This window comes from Deltaproteobacteria bacterium, assembly GCA_016874735.1.
Classification (GTDB): Bacteria; Bdellovibrionota_B; Oligoflexia; order Oligoflexales; family CAIYRB01; genus CAIYRB01.
Window position 1 is genome coordinate 1 of record VGTI01000143.1, and the last position, 3,581, is coordinate 3,581.

Below are 3,581 nucleotides of genomic sequence, written 5' to 3' on the forward strand. Positions count from 1 at the left end.
AGTGATCTTGAATTATGCTTTGACAGGCTTTGTCACGGGGCGGGAACCGTCCTCAGGTGTGGAGGGTGGGGTTACCCGCCCGCTGAAGCACGAAACTCTGACCATACCGGAGCGCTCTTGTCAGAGAGCGTGAGGATTGGTAGGGGTAGTTCATGCACATTCACGTGCCTTTGCGCGACTGGGCAAGGTGACGGGCCTCAACTTTGATGACATAGCTGAGTTAGAACCATTGTGACCCGCAAAGCTTGAACTAGCCTATCCAGCGGGCCTTAAGACGGGCGAAGTCTGGTTAATAACTCCCCGGCGCGGTGAGGAGCCCAGTATTCTCGCTGTCTGCGACTCATTTTTTAATATGACGTTCGCAAGCCACAACGCTACTGGTACCTGCACACGGCGAGATATATGAGTCTGCCAATTTTGGGACTGAGCTTCTTACTCTCATGCGTCGTTGATGTGATCCATCAGGACGTTGTTAGAAGTGGCCGACCGTAATCTAACTGAAAAGCAGTTTAATTCCATCCATCCAGTGCATTGCTTTGGTTTTGCCGAAGGTTCTTTGCAAGGGATCGCAGGAGAGCAACCAGCGTTCTGCTTTCGGATCGGTATCAGCGCCGAGAGTCTCAAGTGATTTGGCGTCGGCAGCGTCTACTAGTGATTTCGATTTGATTTCGACGAACAGGTTGCGATCCCCCGGGCGCTCTACGATGAGATCAATTTCCACGTCATCTTTGGTTCTTATGTAAGAGAAGCTCCAATCGAGTCGTTTATACTGACTCCCCTTCACAAACTCAAGAATGACCCAGTGTTCAAACGCGTCACCCCAAGCAAAAGTTTGCGGCAACAGTTCAACTGATAGAGTGCGATCAAGCCCCCGCTTGATCCCAGTGTCGACATAATAAAACTTGGGAAGTTGGCGCTGAGCTTTTCTCACCGACCGGGAAAAGGCTGGCAACATGAACCCGATAAGAGTGTCTTCGAGGATTTCGAAATAATTTGCGACGGTCGTGGGATCAACACCTACTTGTTTAGCGATCGCGGCCTTATTGATGATTTTCCCATTCATTTGAGCTGAAATCGCGAGGAACTTGCGGAAAGGCGCTAGGTTTTTGACCCATTGCTCCTGCTGAATCTCTTTTTGTAAGTAAGTAGCGACGTACGAATTCAAATACTCGCGGGCATCATCTCTGTTACTAAGAAAAGCTTCTGGTAGCCCGCCGAGTTCCAGGGCTCTTTTCAAATCAAATGCGTCACTCATCTCAAGAGCATTTAGCGGATAAAGGTGGTACAGCCAGGCACGTCCAGCAAGTAGATTGGCTCCCGCTTGTTTCAATTTGCGACTACTTGATCCGGTCAAAATAAATTGCCGCTTCCGCTCCTGAATCTGGGTGTGCGCAACATTCAGTAACTCCGGCATTTTCTGCACTTCATCGATTATAACGGCCTTCGTCCGATGCTCAGCGCTATCGATGAGATCGACAAATCGGCTTGAGTCTAGCAGCAGCTGGTCCATCAGAGCGTTGTCGAGCAAATTGACGTAGACCGCTCTTTCGTCCGGAAACTGGCTACGAATCAAGGTTGTCTTGCCAGTGCCCCTCGGGCCGAAGAGAAAAAAACTATTTGATTTTGATAGGTTACATAAACGTGGAAGCATAATCCATATTTTAACGCTAATTACAGGGTGGGGTCAATGGTAGAACAGAGGCGCCGTGAATTTCGTCAAAAATAACATGGGTTTAGTGCCGGATAGCTAGTGTCACATCGGCGCCGCAAAAAGATCGCAGGAACAGCGGTTTTCACTTGCTACGGATCCACCTGCAGCCAGCGCGGTTATGAATGTGCCCACGGGAGCTTGAGACGTCAATTAGGGCAAGACTAGGCTAGCTGATGTCAGGTTAGTATAAATGACGCCGTTAAGCTGGATTTCCATCTCCGGCGTGGCATCACCGTTAAAGTCTAGCTGCACGATGGTGTTGCCGCTTGAGTTAATCCAGGCGATTTGAGCTGCACCTGAGGACTGAAGTCCCGCAGTGCCATGCACGGTAAATGTGCGAGACATAGCGCTAAAGTCTAGCTTGTCACCATCGGCGATACTGAAGTCGGTGACTACGTCACGATTGCTTGGGTCGCTAAAGCTAAACTGGTTCCACACGAAGGTGTCAGCACCTGCGCCACCTGTTAAAGTATCGGCTGCTAATGCAGCATCGGTGGCGGCGGCGCAGGACACGGCGTACTTTTTGGACATGATTTGACTAATGACTTCTCTATTCGCAGTGCTGAGGTTGCTACTAAAGATCATGACCTCGCTGATGTCGCCATTAAATAGATATTGGACTGCTCCATCCGTAGCACCGCCACCAATTCTGAGTGGGCGAGTCGTGTTTTTGGCGTAACCAGTCTGGGTGCCGATCAGGGCGCCGTTCAAATAGCTTTTCCAATTCGTACTGTTAACACTGATGTGCATGAAACTTGGTGTGCTAGATGCGACAGTGCTGTCGACGCCGACCCAAGAGCCCCCTGAACCAGTCCAGGCAGACCAGATATTTTCTGGTGTAGCGTAAAAAAGGTAACCGTTTGTATTTGTCTCGACACTGCGTGAGGTCAACGGACTGCGATGGGTGTGAGGTCGTCAACGTTTCGCGAATCACGCCCCATGATTATAGGAGCAAGTTATGAGGAAGCGTGCACCAAGAGCTATCTTGACCCCAGGACAGGTTGTCAAGGAACTCCGTACCAAAAAGGGTTGGACTCAGGCACTTGTAGCGAAGATTACTGGCATCGCCGTCTCGAATATCTCCAATATCGAGAGCGGGCGTTCCCGACTAGGTGAGGATCGTGCCATCCTTCTTGCGGAGGCTCTTGGCGTCAAGCCAGAATTCATCCTTTTTCCAAACGGGTTCGAGCGAAGTGACCTCGAGCCGAAACTACGTTCTATTCGAGAGAAACTAAAGCAGCTGGGTCAAGCGTCATAGGTGATCCGCCAGGCCGCATTGCAAAGGGAGATTGGCAACCACGCTGATCTTTTTGACATATTGTCGCTTACCTTGGACAGCCGTCTTAAACGTGAATAAGAACAATTATCGGCTTGCTTACTAAGTGGCGCGACTCTATGGACCCTGGATAAGAAACTGGATCGATTGGCTCGAATCGTTAGCGTTTAACAAATTCGCACTTCTAAATGATCACTCCGGTGAGCACTGACGATCTGGGATTAGGCACAAAAAGCTATATCTCCGCCGTTCACGGCAGAGATATAAGACACGTACTCCAGCGAGTGCGAAGTATCTCGCCAGTTAAAAGCGTACCGAATTCTTAAGACAAAAGAATAACTGGGACCGGTCGAAGCCAGCTAGCTAAGGCGCATAAACATCGCTTGAAAACGCACTTGCCATGTCCTGTCCGAGCAGGGGTGACAAAGTTTGACTAAAAGTTTAAGTCAACGCGGCATTTCTAGATCGACCCTCTTGCTTCCAGTGAAAAACTCTCATTGTTCGTGCCTTCTGTCTACCCTCCTCGCGACGTTTGGTCAGTGGCGCCCTTCCTATTAAATGTACCATTTGTGGAGCAAAACCCCCGTTACCCGC

The 3,581-nt window shown here is 49.8% G+C and carries 3 protein-coding genes; 1 reads left to right on the plus strand and 2 read right to left on the minus strand.

From position 1 onward, the window contains the following. Positions 1–493: 493 nt before the first annotated feature. Together FJ146_19705 and FJ146_19710 are read right to left on the minus strand one after the other, a co-directional pair. Positions 494–1,651, minus strand: coding sequence for an ATP-binding protein (locus FJ146_19705; GenBank protein ID MBM4254197.1), 1,158 nt, complete (start codon positions 1,649–1,651; stop codon positions 494–496). A 210-nt stretch (positions 1,652–1,861) separates the two neighbouring features. Beyond that, positions 1,862–2,602 carry a hypothetical protein gene (locus FJ146_19710; protein MBM4254198.1) on the minus strand — a complete coding sequence of 247 codons (741 nt, stop codon included), beginning with the start codon at positions 2,600–2,602 and terminating at the stop codon, positions 1,862–1,864. 67 nt (positions 2,603–2,669) lie between these two features. Here FJ146_19710 and FJ146_19715 point away from each other — a divergent pair, with 67 nt between their 5' ends. Further along, positions 2,670–2,969 carry a helix-turn-helix transcriptional regulator gene (locus tag FJ146_19715; protein ID MBM4254199.1) on the plus strand — a complete coding sequence of 100 codons (300 nt, stop codon included), beginning with the start codon at positions 2,670–2,672 and terminating at the stop codon, positions 2,967–2,969. Positions 2,970–3,581: the final 612 nt, after the last annotated feature.

Bases quoted from the DNA above. Each gene is read 5' to 3' on its own strand.
- FJ146_19705 (MBM4254197.1), bottom strand. From the start codon at position 1,651: ATGCTTCCACGTTTATGTAACCTATCAAAATCAAATAGTTTTTTTCTC.
- FJ146_19715 (MBM4254199.1), top strand. From the start codon at position 2,670: ATGAGGAAGCGTGCACCAAGAGCTATCTTGACCCCAGGACAGGTTGTC.